Origin of the sequence: Mesorhizobium sp. M0500 (assembly GCF_040321165.1) — a bacterium.
In the GTDB taxonomy this organism is placed as follows: domain Bacteria; phylum Pseudomonadota; class Alphaproteobacteria; order Rhizobiales; family Rhizobiaceae; genus Mesorhizobium.
Genome location: NZ_JAMYRB010000025.1, coordinates 7,501 through 22,397 on the forward strand (window position 1 = coordinate 7,501; position 14,897 = coordinate 22,397).

A 14,897-nucleotide genomic window follows, 5' to 3' on the forward strand; every position below is an offset into this window, starting at 1 on the left:
CACCCTTATCACTATGGATGTCTAACCGCGGCCCGTTATCCGGGTCCGGGACAATGTATGGTGGGTAGTTTGACTGGGGCGGTCGCCTCCTAAAGAGTAACGGAGGCGCGCGATGGTGGGCTCAGAACGGTCGGAAATCGTTCGCTGAGTGCAATGGCATAAGCCTGCCTGACTGCGAGACTGACAAGTCGAGCAGAGACGAAAGTCGGTCATAGTGATCCGGTGGTCCCGCGTGGAAGGGCCATCGCTCAACGGATAAAAGGTACGCCGGGGATAACAGGCTGATGACCCCCAAGAGTCCATATCGACGGGGTTGTTTGGCACCTCGATGTCGACTCATCGCATCCTGGGGCTGGAGCAGGTCCCAAGGGTATGGCTGTTCGCCATTTAAAGCGGTACGTGAGTTGGGTTCAGAACGTCGTGAGACAGTTCGGTCCCTATCTGCCGTGGGTGTAGGAATATTGAAAGGATCTGTCCCTAGTACGAGAGGACCGGGATGGACGGATCTCTGGTGGACCTGTTGTGGCGCCAGCCGCATAGCAGGGTAGCTATATCCGGACGGGATAACCGCTGAAGGCATCTAAGCGGGAAACCCACCTTAAAACGAGTATTCCCTGAGAACCGTGGAAGACGACCACGTTGATAGGCCGGGTGTGGAAGAGCGGCAACGCTTGAAGCTTACCGGTACTAATAGTTCGATCGGCTTGATCGTTCTCATTCCTAATGCCCATTTCTGGTGACAATCCTTGGATTGCGCCGAGATGGATGGCACAGAAAACAGCTTCTCGAGCAACGTGCGTTTTGCCGACCTGGTGGTTATGGCGGAGCGGCTGCACCCGATCCCATTCCGAACTCGGCCGTGAAACGCTCCAGCGCTGATGGTACTTCGTCTCAAGACGCGGGAGAGTAGGTCGCTGCCAGGTCTGCCAAGCGCACGTTGTTTAATCTTCTCCTTACGAACAGGCCCGCCAACGGGATATCGGGCCGCGCAAGCGGCCTTTTCATTTGGCGGAAGCTTGAATCCAGTGAGCCAAGGCTTACTTCTAGGGTTGACGCGGGGTGGAGCAGCCCGGTAGCTCGTCAGGCTCATAACCTGAAGGTCACAGGTTCAAATCCTGTCCCCGCAACCAAATTCGAAAACGGCCCGCCTTGTGCGGGCCGTTTTCGTTTTGCTGGCCGATTGGTTCGATCCCCGTCAGGGACTCGCACGAAGCAGACACAGCGAGACACCAAGGCAGGTCCAGCCCCCGCAAAAACCCCGGTAGCCTTACAGCGCCGGGGTTTTTTTGTTTTGGGGCGTGCTGCCAAACACCGAAGCTCGCGCGCCGCGACGAAGTTCCACGTCCTGCCGGCACCTGAATGTGCTGCATGGATGCAGCTCTAGCCGGCATCCCGGTTGGTCAAGGCGATGTGGCAGCAGCCGGAACCGTGGCCCGGCGTCCAGGTGACGTTGTCGAAGCGCACTCCGGTGGCCTCGAACAGGCCGCGGTCGAAGGCGCCGGCGATTCGGCAGAGCGTGGCGAGCTTCTCGTCGCCGACGCCGGCTTCGACCCAGGCGTCCTTCAGCGGACAGCGCTTGACCTTGAAGGCGATGCGGCCTTGGCTGCGTTCGACGTCGGTCGGATACATGCGGCCGCCATCCGGGCTGACGGCCAGGAACGCCTCGCCGATCGCCGGTGCATCGTTCGGGCCGAAATCGGCAAAGGCCGCCGCCGCAACCTCCTTGCCGCGTTGTTCGATTATACGGATCATAATCGCCTCGGCTTTTTCCGCGCCCAACTCCGCGGTTAGCTCGTCGAGGAACAGACGATAGAGATCGGCGCGGTTGCGGAAGGCGGAATCGAGTTCGCGCGACAGTTTTTCGGCTCGGGCTTCGGCGTCGGTCATGATGCGTCCTGTTCGAGCCTTGACAGTCTTGGCGCTGCCGCTACCAGCGCCTTGCCGATCGCGGATTGCGGCACGTCGATGACGGTGCGGGCATCGCCGCTCTCGGCAATCCGCCCGGCGTCCAGAATGGCCATGCGGTGGGCGATGGCACGGACGACGCCGAGATCGTGCGAAATGAATAGATAGGCGATGCGCTCCTCGCGTTGAAGGTCGAGCAGCAGTTGCAGGATCTGCGCACGAACCGAAACGTCGAGCGCCGACACGGCCTCGTCGAGCACGACCAGCGACGGTTTCGTGGCGATGGCGCGGGCGATTGCAACGCGCTGGCGCTGACCGCCGGAAATTTCGTGAATGGCGCGGCCGGCGAGACCGGGGCTGAGGCCGACGCGTTCCAGCAGAGCTGCAATACGGCGCGGGCGCTCGGGGCCAGAGGCAATGTGATGGATGCGCAAGGGGTCGTCGAGCACACGCGCGACTGTGGCGCGTGGGTTCAAGGCGGCGAGCGGATCCTGAAACACCATCTGAAGACGGGCGCGCCGGCCGCGCAAGGCAGCGCCGTTCAGCGACAGGAAATCGCTGCCTTCAAATTCGATACGGCCGGTATCGAATTCGATGAGCCGGAGCACTAGACGAGCTATCGTCGACTTGCCGCTGCCGGAAGGTCCGGCTAGCGCCAGCGTCTCGCCGGGGTCGATGTGGAAGGAAACGTCGTCGACCGCGGCGATGATCTTGCCGCCGCGACTGTATCGTTTGGTCAGGCCGGAAACGGCGAGCAGCGGGTCGGTCATGTTCGCCGCAACAGCGGCTCGGCGTCGAGGCCGAGATGAGCGTCAAGCAGCACACGAGTGTATGCGTGACGCGGCGCATTGACGATTTGGGCTGTCGAACCGAGCTCGAGCAGCTCGCCATGCCGGAACACCGCGATGCGCTCCGCAAGCTCAGCGGCCAGCGCAATGTCGTGGCTGATGAACAGCAGCGTCATACCGTCCTCGGCCACCAGTCGCCGGATCAGCCCGACGATCTCGGCCTGCACGATCGTATCCAGCGCGCTGGTCGCCTCGTCGGCGATCAGCAGTTTCGGACCGGCAGCAATCGCCGCGGCGATCGCCACACGCTGCTTCTGGCCGCCGGAGAGCTGGTGCGGGAAGGCGCAGAGGGCAGCGTCCGGATCGGGCAGGCGGACGCGCTCGAGCAGGGTTTTTGCCTTGGCATAGGCGTCTCGCCAACTGAGGCTGAGATGAGTGCACGCGACTTCCGCGATCTGCTTGCCGATTGGCATCACCGGGTCGAGACTTGCGGATGGGTCCTGGAAAATGAAGCCGATGTCACGGCCACCGATTGGAGCATGGTCGCGAAGGCTTGCAGGTTGGCGTCCCGTCGCACCCCCCTCTGTCCTGCCGGACATCTCCCCCTCAAGGGGGGAGATTGCACTTTCATCTCTGCCTTCGCCAATCACCGAAGCTGGCGGAAAGGAACCGGCTGCGGAACTGCCGATCTCCCCCCTTGAGGGGGAGATGTCCGGCAGGACAGAGGGGGGTGCCTTGGCACCAAACATTGGTGGCGGGCGCAAGAGCCAATCGATGCGGCCTTCGATCCTGGCGGTGGCCGGCAGCAGGTCGGCAATGGCCAGCGCCAGCGTGCTCTTGCCCGAACCGCTTTCACCGATGATGGCAAAGCGCTCGCCGGCGGTGATGTCGAAGCCGACATTCTTCAGCGCCGCTACCTCGGCGCCGTCACGGCGATAGGTCACCGTCAGATTGCGGATCGAAGCAAGCGCCGTCACGACAGGCTCCTCCTCATCGCCGTGGTCTCGACGACGCCTTCGCCGGCGAGATAGACGCCGAGCACGGTGAGCACGAGCGCTACGCCCGGAATGATCGACAGGAAGGGCGCGGTGCGCAGCACGGCGCGGCCTTCGGCGATCATGCCGCCCCAGGTAACCCGGTTGGGATCGCCGAGGCCGAGAAAGGACAATGCCGCTTCGGTGAGAATCGCCGCGGCGACGATCACCGACGACAAAGCCATTACCGGCGGCAGCGCATTGGGGAGCACCTCCCGAAAGGCGATCTCCAACGGATGCATGCCGATGACGCGGGCGCCGGCAACAAAATCGCGCTCGCGGATCGACAGCACTTCGGCCCGCGCCACGCGTGCCGGTCCGGTCCAGGCGCCAAGCGCGATCGCCGCGACGACGACGCCGAGCGACGGCCCGACAATGCTCACGAAAGCCAAAGCCAGCAGGAAGGCTGGCACGGTCTGGAACGCGTCGGCGATGCGCATCAGCATCTCGTCGACAACGCCGCCAGCAAAACCGGCCAACGTGCCGATTATGGCGCCGACGGCAAGGGCGACGGCTGCTGCTGCCAGCCCGACCGCCAGCGAGGTGCGGGCGCCGTGGAGAAGCTCGGCTAGCACGTCGCGGCCGAGCCGGTCGGTGCCGAGCGGCAGCGACCAATCCTGGAAGGGCGGCAGCAATGCCGGTCCGGCAATCGCCTGCGGATCGCCGGGAAAGAACAAAGGCGCGGCAAAAACCATGGCAAACAGCGCCGCCAGGATGACCGCGCCGGCGACAGCCTCCGGCGTGCGCAGGAAGCGGGCAAGCGGACTCATGCGCTGGCCTCACTGGCGCCGACGCGCGGATCGAGGAAGACGTAGGCGATGTCGACGAGAACGTTGATGATGACGACCAGGACAGCGCTGGTGAGAATAATGCCGAGCAGTAGTGGGGTATCCCGCGCGGCCACCGCTTCCTGCGCCAGTCGGCCGAGGCCGGGGACGGAAAAGACGCTCTCGATCACGACGCTGCCGCCCAACATCTGCGCGGATTGCAGGCCGAGCATGGTGACCAGCGGCAACAGCGCGTTACGGGCGACGTGAGCGAGCACGATGCGACGGCGGGAAAGTCCCCTGGCACGGGCGGCCAGCACAAAGTCCTGTCGCCACACCTCGGCCATGCCGGCGCGCGTCATGCGCAGATAGAGCGCGAGATAAATGAAGCCGAGCGCCGAAACCGGCAGGACGAGATGGCGGGCGATATCGGCGGCGCGATCGAGGCCGGTCCTGGCCGAGACGATACTCTCGATGCCGCCGATCGGAAACCAGCGCAGGTCGACGGCGAAGACAATGATCAGCACAAGCCCGAGCCAGAAGCCCGGCACGGCATAGAGCGCCAGCGAGCCGATGGACAGGAAACGATCACGGAAGCTGCCGGGTCTGGCGCCGGCATAGATGCCGAGCGCCGAGCCGAGGCCGAAGGAGAGCGCGGTGGCGCTCCCCATCAACAGAAGCGTGTTGGGCAGGCGCTCGAGGACGACTTCGCGGATCGGCCGCGAAAAGGTGACCGACTGGCCAAGGTCGAGATGCAGCAGCGCCCAAAGGTAATTGGCCAGCCGCGTCAGCTCAGACTGGTCGAGCCCCCAGCGGTGACGCAACAGCTCGATCATGCCGGCGTCGCCGCCGGTCGAGACGATATAGGCATCGACCGCGTCGCCGGGAGCGGCTTCGAGCAGCAGGAAGGTGCCAATGACGACAATCAGCAGCACGAAGATGCTGCCGACGAGACGGCGGCGAAGGAGGATGACGGCGCGGGTCATGGCGCAACGCCGATAGGAGAGCCAAGTCTTCGGTGCCGCGCTCTACGGCGCCCCCCTCTGTCCTGCCGGACATCTCCCCCACAAGGAGGGAGATTGGCAGTTTCGGCGTTGCCGGCCGTCTTGCAACGCTGGAGATTGGCAAAAGCGACAATGACAGCCGATCTCCCCGCTCGTGGGGGAGATGCCAAGTGGTGGCAAAGAGGGCAGGACAGAGGGGGGCGCGAAAAAGCTCTCATCGCTGAAGCTGAGCACCCACACAAGCGGCGCGCAAGTCTGAAGAGACTTCCTTACCCCTCCAGCCAAGTGTCCGCCCAGTTCGATACCGCCCAGCGCGGGTTGTTGGCGATGTTGTTGACCGTATCGCGGGCGACGCTGATGAAACTCCATTCGGCGACGTTGATCAGTGGCAGGTCGGCGGCAACTTTTCTCTGGAACTCCTTGTAGAGTTCGGTGCGGGCGGCGGTGTCGAGCGTCTCCGATGCCTTGGCGATCAGGGCGTCGAGATCGGCATTCTTGTAGCCACCCTGGTTGGAGAAGGGCACGCCGTCGGGAATACCGCTCTGCACCAGGATGGTGGTCGAGATCGCCGGATCGCCGCGGAACACCGGCGGCCCGACCGCAAGGTCGAAGGCGTGGTCGGTGTAAACCGCCTTGATGTGCGCGGCAGAGTCGTTGTTGACCAGCTGGGCGTCGATGCCGATGGCGGCGAGCGCCTGGCGCAGATAGTCGCCGAACTGCTTGGTTTCGTTGAAGTAAGGCGCCGGCAGCAATCTCAGTGAAAAGCGCTTGCCGTCATCGCCCCGGCTGTAGCCGGCCTCGTCAAGCAAGGCGTTGGCCTTGGCGACGTCGAAGGCGTAGGTCGGCACGTCGGCGGTGTAGAATTGCGGGTCGTTTTTCGGCACCGGGCCAGTGGCGGTGGCGGCATAGCCAAGGAATACCGTCTTGACGACGAAATCCTTGTCGATGGCGTGAGCGATCGCCTGGCGTACTTTCAGGTCGGCCAGCTCCTTGCGGCGATGATTGATCTCGACGACGAGCTGGTAGGTCAGCCCTTCATAACCCTTGGTGATCACCTTGAGACCGGGCACTTTGGAGATGCGGTCGAGATCGGCCAGGGGCACGGCGGAGAAGGCGGCGAGCTGGATCTCTTCGGCTTCCAGGGCGCTGGCCGCCGACGTGCGGTCCGGCAGCACCTGATAGATGATCTCGTCGAGATAGGGCTCGTCCTTGCCCCAATAGTCGGTGTTCTTCTCCAGCCGGTAATATTCGCCGGGCTTGTGTTCGGCAAATTTGAACGGTCCGGTGCCGACCGGGGCGTTGTTGGCCGGGTTGTCCTCGATCTTTCCGGTCTCGTAGATGTGCTTGGGCACCACGCTGCTCAGCGCCGGCAAGGCGTTGTGGATCAGCTGGAACGGTGTCGGCTTGGCGAATTTGAACACGGCGGTGGCTTCGTCCGGCGTGTCGACCGCCTCCAGATCCTTGAACACGGTGCGGCCGAGATTCTGCAGCGGCTTCCAGACCTGCAGCGCCGAGAAGGCGACATCGGCTGAGGTGAATGGCTTCCCATCATGCCATTTGACGCCCTCGCGCAGTTTGAACGTCACCGACAGGCCGTCGGCGGCACCTTCCCAGCTGAGCGCCAGGCGCGGATCGAGCCCGTCCTTGCCGCCGAAGGAGGCCTCGGCCAAGGTTTCCACGATCTTGCTCGAAATGAAGAAGACGCCGTTCGAGGCGACAATCGCCGGATTGAGATTGCGCGGCTCGGAATCGGCGGCGACAACCAGTCGTCCGCCCTTTCTCGGCGTCTGCGCCGAGCCGATCGTCGGCATGGCGGTGGAGGCCAACAGCAATGCCGAACCGGCCAGCATTGTACGTCTGGAAATGGTGAACTCTGGCATGATCGAACTCCGTCCTCTCCGCGGACCCGGCCGGGTCCGCCGTACCCCTCGGACGCTCGTAAGCATCCTGCAAAGCTGATTATGGGCCTTGTGCGGGGTTTCGCCAAAGACGGAATTGGCGCATCTCTACGTGGCTTTGAAATTTCCGTCCGCTGGACCAGTTGTACAGAAAACGATTCGACGCGCGGTTCTAGCAGGACCAGACTGGAGTAAAGTGCAGCAGGTGGAGCAGCTTTTGGGGCTGGTTCGCCCGTTCTGGCTGGACCAGATCGGGCAAAATGATGCAGATTTAAGCATAGCCGAGGTTCAGAGCCGGAAAAGCCGGTGCCGGCGAGCGGCCGGCTAAGGGATTTCAGGGAGAGAGACATGAACATTGCCCCAGGCAAGAATGCCGTCGGCAGCGTGCCGTTCGACCAGGCCAGGGTGGACGGGCTGATGGAGGAGGCCGGCATCGACGTGCTGCTCGCCACCTCCAAGCACAACACGCAATATCTGCTTGGCGGCTACAAGTTCATCTTCTTCGCCGCCATGGATGCAATCGGCCACAGCCGTTATCTGCCTGTCGTCGTCTATGAGAAAGGTGGGCCGGAGCATGCCGCCTATATCGGCAACCGCATGGAAGGCGGCGAGCACCAGAATCATCCGTTCTGGACGCCGACACTGCATGCCGCCTGCTGGGGTACGCTCGATGCCGCCAATCTGGCGGTCGAGCATTTGCGAAAGATCGGCAAGGGCAATGCCCGCATCGGCATCGAGCCCGCCTTCCTGCCGTCCGACGCCTATATGCTGATCCGCAACGCGCTGCCGGATGCCAAGCTGATCGATGCGACTGATATGCTGGAGCGCATGCGGGCAATCAAAACCGAGGCGGAGCTGGAAAAGCTGCGCATCGCTTCGGAGCTGATCACCGATTCCATGCTGGCGACCATCGGCTGGGCACGCGAAGGCACGACCAAGAGCGAGATCATCGAACAGCTCAGGCGCGAGGAGACCAATCGCGGCGCGCATTTCGAATATTGCCTGTTGACGCTAGGCTCCAGCCACAACCGCGCCGCCTCGCCGCAGGCGTGGAGGAAGGGCGAGGTGATGTCGATCGATTCCGGCGGCAACTACCACGGCTATATCGGCGATCTTTGCCGCATGGGCGTGCTGGGCGACCCTGACGCCGAACTCGAGGATCTGCTGGCCGAGATTGAGACAGTGCAGCAGGCGGCCTTCTCCAAGGTCAAGGCGGGCACGCTGGGCGGTGACATGATTTCTCGTGCCGAAGGCGTTCTGAAGAAATCCAAGGTTGCGGCCTATACTGATTTCTTCGCGCATGGCATGGGGCTGATCACGCATGAAGCGCCGTTCCTGATGACCAACCATCCGGTGACCTATGAAGGCACCTATGCCGCAAAGCCGCTGGAGAAGAACATGGTGCTTTCGGTCGAGACGACCATGCTCCACCCGACGCGCGGCTTCATCAAGCTGGAGGACACGGTGGCGGTGACCGATGCCGGTTACGTCATGTTCGGCGATCGGGGCCGGGGCTGGAACAGGGGCGGGGGTTAGGCGCTTCTATCTCACTTCCCGCCCGGCGGCAGCAGCCTGAAATCCGGCAGGTCGCGCAACGCCAGTTCCGGCCCGGCCGGCGAATAGACGACGAAAAGCTGCATCGGCCCGTCGCCGGTATTGAGCGTCGAGTGGAAGCGGCTTTCCGGCACATAGATGGTGCAGCCGGGGCCGACTTTCTCGACGACCGGGTTGCCTTTCTCGTCTTCGACCATCTGCTCGCCATTGCCTGAGATGACAAAGATGATCTCCTCCGCACCCGGATGGTTATGACGCGTATGGCCTTTGCCTGACGGTAGGTCGACGACACCACCGGAAAATCGCTTTGCGCCGTTCACTTCGGGAGCGACCGTCAGCGACAGCCTGCCCCAGTCGAAGCCGAAGGCGCTGACGTCTTTTGGATATACGAATACCTTGCTGTTGTCGGTCATCGTCCCACCTTTCTTTTTGCTGGTCTCTACGCAGCGCCGAACGTGACGGCCTTGAAATCCGCCGTCTGCCTGGCGATCGAGGCTTCCGCCGGCAGCCGCTCCATCGAACTGGCGCCATAGAACCCGTGCAGGCCCTTGCAGCGCTCGAGAATATATCTGGCGTCGTCCGGCATCGAGATCGGCCCGCCATGGCAAAGCAGGATCATATCCTCGCGCACTGAGCGTGCCGCTTTGGCGATGGCGTCGATCTCGCTCACACAGTCGTCCAGCGATTTAGCCGATGTCGCGCCAATCGAGCCGCCGGTGGTCACCCCCATATGGGCGACGACGATGTCGGCGCCAGCTGTTGTCATGGCGCGCGCCTCGTCTGGGTTGAAGACATAGGGCGTGGTCAACAGGTCGAGTTTGTGAGCCTCGGCGATCATGTCGACCTCGAGCCCGAAGCCCATGCCGGTTTCTTCAAAACTCTGCCGCATCTGGCCGTCGAACAGTCCGATGGTCGGAAAGTTCTGCACACCGGAAAAGCCCATCGTCTTCAACTCGGCCAAAAGCAGCGGCATGATGACGAAGGGATCGGTGCCGTTGACGCCGGCCAGCACCGGCGTCTTCTTCACTACCGGCAGCACTTCGTAGGCCATTTCCTTGACGATCTCGTTGGCGTTGCCATAGGCGAGCAGGCCGGCGGCCGAGCCGCGCCCGGCCATGCGGTAGCGGCCGGAATTGTAGATGATGATCAGGTCGATGCCGCCGGCTTCCTCTGCCTTGGCCGACAGGCCGGTGCCGGCACCGCCGCCGACGATCGGCACGCCGTCCGCGATCATCTTGCGGAATTTCTCCAGGATTTTCTTGCGCGGTATGGCGGCCATGTCTTGGTGTCTCACTGTCTGGCGATGTCGAGGAAGGCCGTTGTGGCAGCCCAGGCGAATTCGGGGTCGTTGATATGAAGCGGCAGGCGCAGCACGCGCCGCGTTTTGGCGGGTTTGATGGTACGCTCGATCGCCTCGAACAAAGCGGCATCGGCTTCAGGGTCGAAGAAGGCGCCGCCTTCAATGTCGAGCGCCGACACGCCTTTCTCCGGAATGAGGAAAAGAACCGGACCCTGGCAGAGGCTCAGCCTTGTACCGATCCATTCGCCGATCGTTCTGCTTTCGTCGGCAGTGGTGCGCATCAGTGTGACGTTTGGATTGTGCTCATAGAACAGCCGGCCGCGATAGCGTTCCGGAATTGTCGGCGGCGCCCAGAAATTGACCATGTCGAGCGCGCCGACCGAGCCGACATAAGGCAGCCCGGTGCGGGCGATGGCGCCAAAGCGATCTTCGGTCGCCGGCAGCACGCCGCCAAGCACCAAGTCGCAGACTTCGGTCGTTGTGATGTCGATGACGCCTGACAACAGGCCGCTGTCGGCCAATTTTTCCATGGTGCGGCCGCCGGTGCCGGTGGCATGAAAGACCATGCAGTCATAAGTCGAACGAAGCTCATCGGCGATCGCGGTCACGCATGGCGTGGTGACGCCGAACATGGTGAGGCCGAGCGACGGTTTGCCCTCGGGCGGCGGCGCCGGCTTTGTCGCCATGCCTGATATCGCCTGGGCGGCGTTGTGCAGCACGACACGCGAAAGCCGGTTGAGGCCGGCCATGTCGGTCACCGACGGCATCATGACGATGTCGGAGACGTCGACGTAAGGCGCGGTGTCACCCGAGGCCAACGTCGAAACCATGATCTTGGGCAGACCGAGCGGCAGCGTGCGCATGCCTGCGGTGATGATCGAGGTGCCGCCACCGCCGCCAATTCCGATAATCCCGGCAATATCGCTGCGCGACTGGACAAACCGGGCAAAGGCGGCAGCCATCGCCGCCACCGCGGTGCCGCGATCGTCGACGCCGAGCACGGCATTGCGACCCTCGGAATGGTGGCTGGCGACCTCGTCTGCCGAAACATCGACCGGCACGGTCGCGCCGCGTGTTCCGATGTCGACACGGGCAATCGAAGCGCCGGTAGCCGCGACCGCATCGGCCAGAAATGCGAGTTCCTCGCCCTTGGTGTCGGCGGTGCCCACCACATAGATGCGCTTCATCGCGTTTCCCCGGTCTTGGGCGTGCTCGGCGCTGCCGCCCCTTTTTGCCCGGCCCTTCGACGGCGCGAAGGGCCATTGCAATTTTTTGAGACACGCGTATCGTATTGACATGAATGTCTCACGTCAACAAGCGGCAATGGACGACGATGCCAGCCAAGGGCCGAACCCCCAAGTAGAGCGCGGGGCCCGCGCGCGCACCAGGCGTCTCATGCTTGAGACGGCGACAAAGCTGATGCAGGCGGGCGCCACGCCCTCCGTCAGCGAGGTGGCGGAGGCAGCGGAGGTCTCGCGCGCCACCGCCTATCGGTATTTTCCGAGCCAAGCGGCGTTGGTGCAGGCGGTGGTCGATGAGGGGCTTGGGCCGATCCTTACGTGGAAATCGAGCTCTGCCGATCCCGAGCGCCGGGTCGCCGACCTGTTCGAGACCGCCATGCCGCGCATCGAGGTCTTCGAAGCGACGTTCAAGGCGGCGCTGAAACTGTCGCTCGACCAGTGGGCGCAGCGACAGGCAGGCACGCTTGACGGCGAACCTGCCTTCACGCGCGGCCATCGCGTCGATCTTTTGAAAGATGCGATCGCGCCACTCAAAGGCCGGTTGCCGCCGCGCGAATTCAAGCGGCTCGCGCAGGCGCTGTCATTGATCTTCGGTGTTGAGGTGCTGATCGTATTGAAGGATATATGGGGATTGGATAGCCGCAGTATGATGTCGGTTGCGCAATGGGCGGCCGGCGCTCTTGTGCGCGCGGCTATGACCGAATCGATGATTGAAGGAGATGGGATCGCGCCGACGACCGCCGTGAGATGACGCCAATCTGGTTCGACCAGATTTTCAACCTGGCTATTCATGCTACTAGCGATGCAGCGGCCCAAGTAAGGCATTCATGTATCAAGGAGTAGGAAAATTCAGGGAAAACAGGCAGATATCGCAGAAGCCAACTTGTCTGCGTGTCCGCCACCGTCCAAGAAAGGGCTTGACGTTCCTCTTAAATTGGTAATACCAGATCAGGACAAATAAAGCGGATCAAAGGTGAAGGCTGAGATCCGTTTCGGTCGAGCGAGGAGGCTCACAGACCGAAACGGTGCCGTCACGGGAGGACTACCAGGGCCGGCCTCGATGCCGGTTCTCATGAACGGTAGAATGCGCACAAGGGAGGAAATCATTATGCGCAAGACAATGACCAGCTTGCTTGCTGGTATCGGCCTAGTGCTCGCCTGCGGAACGTCCGTCTACGCGCAGGAAAAGGAACTTACAATCTTCTGGGCGGAATGGGATCCGGCCAATTACCTGCAGGAACTCGGCAACGAGTACGAGAAGGAAACCGGCGTCAAGATCACGGTGGAAACCACACCGTGGCCCGACTTCCAGACCAAGGCCTTCACGGAGTTCAACGCCCATGGCGACGCCTACGATATGGTCGTCGGCGACTCGCAATGGCTTGGTGCTGGCTCGACCGGTGGCCACTATGTCGACCTGACCGACTTCTTCAACAAGCACAAGGTCGGTGAAGTGATGGCACCGGCCACGGTGAAATACTATGCCGAATATCCGGGCGGCAGCAGCAAGTACTGGGCCATTCCGCTCGAAGGCGACGCCGTCGGCTGGTCCTATCGCAAGGACTGGTTCGAAGACCCCAAGGAAAAGGAAGCCTTCAAGGCCAAGTATGGCTACGATCTCGACGTGCCGAAGGATTTCAAGGCGCTACGCGACATCGCCGAATTCTTCTACCGGCCGGACCAGAAAAAATACGGCATCGCCATCTACACCGACAATTCCTATGACGCGATGGCGATGGGCTTCGAAAACGCGCTGTTCTCCTTCGGCGGCGAGCTGGGTGACTATAAGACCTACAAGGTCGATGGCTTCATCAACTCCGACAAGGCGATCGCGGCGCTCGACGCCTACAAGGAACTCTACAAGTTCACGCCTCCGGGCTGGGCCAAGTCGTTCTTCGTCGAGGACAACCAGGCGATCACTGAAAACCTGGCCGCGATGAGCATGAACTACTTCGCGTTCTTCCCCTCGTTGATCAACGAGGCGTCGAACCCGAACGCCAAGAACACCGGCTTCTTCGCCAATCCAGCCGGACCTGGCGGCGACCAGTTCGCCGCACTCGGCGGTCAGGGCATCTCCATCGTTTCCTACTCGCAGAAGCAGGAAGAGGCGACGAAGTTCCTGGAATGGTTCATCAAGGACGAGACCCAGAAGAAATGGGCAGCGCTTGGCGGCTACACCTGCAGTGCCGCCGTGCTCAAGTCGCCCGAATTCCAGAACGCCACGCCCTACAACAAGGCGTTCTACGAGACCATGTTCAAGGTCAAGGACTTCTGGGCGGTTCCGGAATACGCGGAACTGCTGCAGCAGCTTAACCAGCGCATCTATCCTTACATGATCGGCGGCGAAGGCACCGCCAAGGAGACGCTGGACGCACTGGCAGCCGACTGGAACGCGACCTTCAAGAAATACGGCCGCGGCCAATAAGTATGAAGTTTCACGGAGGGGGCGTTCGTGCCTCCTCCGTTTCTTTTTCTGATTTTTGAACCGGGAGCAGAGTCTTGGCGACCACGATGATCACCACGCTGGACAGGTCCTCGCGGGCCGCCGCTCGCGGTCTAAGCGACATTTCGATCCGCAATCTCTTCATCATCCCGACGATCCTGTTTCTGATCGTCTTCAACATCTTCCCGCTGATCTATTCGCTGGGCTATTCGTTCACCGATTTCCGCGCCTCGACCAGCGCGGCGGCGAATTTCGTCGGGCTGCAAAATTATCGCGACCTGCTCAGCGATCCCTATGTCTGGTCCAACTTCGCCATTACCGCAAAATACGTCATCATCTCGGTCGCCGGCCAGCTGCTCGTCGGCTTCGGCGTGGCCATGCTGCTCAATCGCGACATTCCGCTCAAGGGCCTGCTGACGACGCTCCTGTTGTTGCCGATGATGCTGTCGATGGCCGTCGTCGGCCTGTTCTGGAAGCTGCTCTACGATCCGTCCTTCGGCATCATCAATTATGCGCTGGGCCTCGGCACCTTCGAATGGCTGTCGGATCCGAAAATGGCGCTCTATGCGGTCGCGCTGACCGACATCTGGATGTGGTCGCCCTTCGTCATGCTGTTGTCGCTGGCCGGCCTGTCGGCCGTGCCCAAGCATCTCTACGAGGCAGCCGCGATCGACAGGGCCGGGCCGTTCTACACCTTCTTCCGCATAACGCTGCCGCTTGTTGCGCCGATCCTGATGATCGCGGTCATCTTCCGCACCATGGAGGCGTTCAAGACCTTCGACCTCGCCTACATCCTGACCAGCCAGCCGACGGCCGAGCTGATCTCGATCCGGCTCTACAAGATGGCGTTCCAGGAATGGCAGACCGGGCGTTCCTGCGCGCTCGCCTACATCGTGCTGATCATGGTGCTGGCGATCACCAACATCTATGTCAAATACCTCAACAAGGTGAAGGAGCGCTGAG

13 protein-coding genes, 1 tRNA gene and 2 rRNA genes (1 of these 16 running past the window's edge) are annotated in these 14,897 nt (G+C 62.1%); 7 read left to right on the forward strand and 9 right to left on the reverse strand.

What is annotated here, in order from left to right:
- The 3 genes from NKI70_RS27880 to NKI70_RS27890 form a co-directional block, all read left to right on the forward strand.
- Positions 1 to 712 (forward strand): 23S ribosomal RNA (locus tag NKI70_RS27880) (it extends 2,087 nt beyond the left edge of the window).
- A gap of 96 nt (positions 713 to 808) precedes the next feature.
- Positions 809 to 923: ribosomal RNA gene (rrf, locus tag NKI70_RS27885) — 5S ribosomal RNA — on the forward strand.
- 130 nt (positions 924 to 1,053) lie between these two features.
- Positions 1,054 to 1,130, forward strand: a tRNA-Met gene (locus NKI70_RS27890).
- 250 nt (positions 1,131 to 1,380) lie between these two features.
- Here NKI70_RS27890 and NKI70_RS27895 read toward each other — a convergent pair.
- The 6 genes from NKI70_RS27895 to NKI70_RS27920 form a co-directional block, all read right to left on the reverse strand.
- Positions 1,381 to 1,887, reverse strand: coding sequence for an L-2-amino-thiazoline-4-carboxylic acid hydrolase (locus NKI70_RS27895; RefSeq protein WP_352568299.1), 507 nt, complete (start codon positions 1,885 to 1,887; stop codon positions 1,381 to 1,383).
- Entirely contained in the window at positions 1,884 to 2,675 is a 792-nt protein-coding gene (locus tag NKI70_RS27900) for an ATP-binding cassette domain-containing protein (protein WP_352725622.1), read from the reverse strand. The genes NKI70_RS27895 and NKI70_RS27900 overlap by 4 nt, the downstream gene beginning before the upstream one ends.
- A complete protein-coding gene (locus NKI70_RS27905; protein WP_352568297.1) occupies positions 2,672 to 3,670 on the reverse strand; it encodes an ABC transporter ATP-binding protein in 999 nt (332 codons plus the stop codon). Before NKI70_RS27905 ends, NKI70_RS27900 begins: the two co-directional genes overlap by 4 nt.
- Positions 3,667 to 4,497, reverse strand: coding sequence for an ABC transporter permease (locus NKI70_RS27910; protein WP_352568296.1), 831 nt, complete (start codon positions 4,495 to 4,497; stop codon positions 3,667 to 3,669). The genes NKI70_RS27905 and NKI70_RS27910 overlap by 4 nt, the downstream gene beginning before the upstream one ends.
- Positions 4,494 to 5,480 carry an ABC transporter permease gene (locus NKI70_RS27915; protein WP_352568295.1) on the reverse strand — a complete coding sequence of 329 codons (987 nt, stop codon included), beginning with the start codon at positions 5,478 to 5,480 and terminating at the stop codon, positions 4,494 to 4,496. Before NKI70_RS27915 ends, NKI70_RS27910 begins: the two co-directional genes overlap by 4 nt.
- A gap of 287 nt (positions 5,481 to 5,767) precedes the next feature.
- Positions 5,768 to 7,378, reverse strand: coding sequence for an ABC transporter substrate-binding protein (locus NKI70_RS27920; RefSeq protein WP_352620174.1), 1,611 nt, complete (start codon positions 7,376 to 7,378; stop codon positions 5,768 to 5,770).
- A 366-nt stretch (positions 7,379 to 7,744) separates the two neighbouring features.
- Here NKI70_RS27920 and NKI70_RS27925 point away from each other — a divergent pair, with 366 nt between their 5' ends.
- Positions 7,745 to 8,932 carry a M24 family metallopeptidase gene (locus NKI70_RS27925; protein WP_352577393.1) on the forward strand — a complete coding sequence of 396 codons (1,188 nt, stop codon included), beginning with the start codon at positions 7,745 to 7,747 and terminating at the stop codon, positions 8,930 to 8,932.
- Positions 8,933 to 8,943: 11 nt separating this feature from the next.
- Here NKI70_RS27925 and NKI70_RS27930 read toward each other — a convergent pair whose 3' ends face one another.
- The 3 genes from NKI70_RS27930 to NKI70_RS27940 are packed head-to-tail and all read right to left on the reverse strand — an operon-like array spanning position 8,944 to position 11,437.
- On the reverse strand, positions 8,944 to 9,363 hold the full coding sequence (locus NKI70_RS27930) for a cupin domain-containing protein (RefSeq protein WP_352577395.1): 420 nt from the start codon (positions 9,361 to 9,363) through the stop codon (positions 8,944 to 8,946).
- Positions 9,364 to 9,389: 26 nt separating this feature from the next.
- Positions 9,390 to 10,229: a phosphoenolpyruvate hydrolase family protein gene (locus NKI70_RS27935; protein WP_352456829.1), complete on the reverse strand. Its 840-nt coding sequence runs from the start codon at positions 10,227 to 10,229 to the stop codon at positions 9,390 to 9,392.
- A gap of 11 nt (positions 10,230 to 10,240) precedes the next feature.
- Positions 10,241 to 11,437: a Tm-1-like ATP-binding domain-containing protein gene (locus tag NKI70_RS27940; protein ID WP_352696724.1), complete on the reverse strand. Its 1,197-nt coding sequence runs from the start codon at positions 11,435 to 11,437 to the stop codon at positions 10,241 to 10,243.
- A 109-nt stretch (positions 11,438 to 11,546) separates the two neighbouring features.
- Between NKI70_RS27940 and NKI70_RS27945 the strand changes: the two genes are divergently transcribed.
- From NKI70_RS27945 to NKI70_RS27955, 3 genes are all read left to right on the forward strand, one after another.
- The gene (locus NKI70_RS27945; RefSeq protein ID WP_502897736.1) at positions 11,547 to 12,242 is read left to right on the forward strand and encodes a TetR/AcrR family transcriptional regulator; all 696 of its coding nucleotides are present in this window, start codon (positions 11,547 to 11,549) and stop codon (positions 12,240 to 12,242) included.
- A gap of 357 nt (positions 12,243 to 12,599) precedes the next feature.
- The gene (locus tag NKI70_RS27950) at positions 12,600 to 13,916 is read left to right on the forward strand and encodes an ABC transporter substrate-binding protein (RefSeq protein WP_352448404.1); all 1,317 of its coding nucleotides are present in this window, start codon (positions 12,600 to 12,602) and stop codon (positions 13,914 to 13,916) included.
- A 74-nt stretch (positions 13,917 to 13,990) separates the two neighbouring features.
- Positions 13,991 to 14,896, forward strand: coding sequence for a carbohydrate ABC transporter permease (locus tag NKI70_RS27955; RefSeq protein WP_023722315.1), 906 nt, complete (start codon positions 13,991 to 13,993; stop codon positions 14,894 to 14,896).
- Position 14,897: the final 1 nt, after the last annotated feature.